The 801-nt window shown below is 68.5% G+C and carries 1 pseudogene; it reads left to right on the top strand.

Annotated features, from left to right (window positions below):
* Window positions 1–635: pseudogene (locus tag LzC2_RS21580) on the top strand (efflux RND transporter periplasmic adaptor subunit); the annotation flags it as partial.
* Window positions 636–801 lie beyond the last annotated feature (166 nt).

Raw genomic sequence — 801 nt, 5'->3', positions numbered from 1 at the left:
ATTTATTAGAATTGCATGACCTGAGCGAGCTCTATATCGAGGGCCGCGCCTTCGCCGCGGACGCCGCCGCGGTGACCGCCGCCGCCCGCGAGAACCGCCCCGTCGTCGCCGTCCCCGCGGACGGACTGCTTTCGCCCGACGGCGATATGGGCGGAGCCGTCGGCGCCGAGGACGTGAACGACGCCGGGCCGATCGACGGTCTTCAAATCCGGCACGTCGCGAACGACGTGGACCCGAACTCCCGCACGCTGCCCTTCTACGTCGCTCTGCCCAACGAAGTGCTCTACGACGGGGGCGCCGCGGCGGACGGGCGGTTCGTCACCTGGCGCTATAAACCCGGCCAGCGGATGCGGGTGCGGGTGCCGGTCGGTCTCTATGAGGGCGTGATCGTGCTGCCGGCCCGGGCGGTGACGGAAAGCGGGGCGGAGCGATTCGTGTTTGTGGAGAACGGTTCCACCTTCGAGCAACGTCCCGTCCGCGTCCGCTACGCCGACGGCGAACGCGTCGTCGTCGCCGACGACGGCAGCGTCCTGCCGGGCGAATCGGTCGCCGTCACCGCCGCCTATCAACTGAGCATGGCCCTCAAAAACAAATCCGGCGGCGCCCCCGACCCCCACGCCGGGCACAATCACTGACGGCCGGGGCGGCTTGCTCTTCTCCCCTCTCCCTCAGGGAGAGGGGTCGGGGGTGAGGGTGAGCGAACCCTCACCCGCAGTCGTTTATTGGGTGTCGTTCGCATGCATCGGGAGTGTGACCGGAGCATGAAAGGCGATCGGACCGGGAAAGCCCCCTCACCCCCGG

The organism is Alienimonas chondri, from assembly GCF_013036045.1.
Taxonomy (GTDB): Bacteria; Planctomycetota; Planctomycetia; order Planctomycetales; family Planctomycetaceae; genus Alienimonas; species Alienimonas chondri.
Note: the sequence above shows the minus strand (reverse complement) of the source record. Positions and strands in the feature narration are given on the sequence as shown.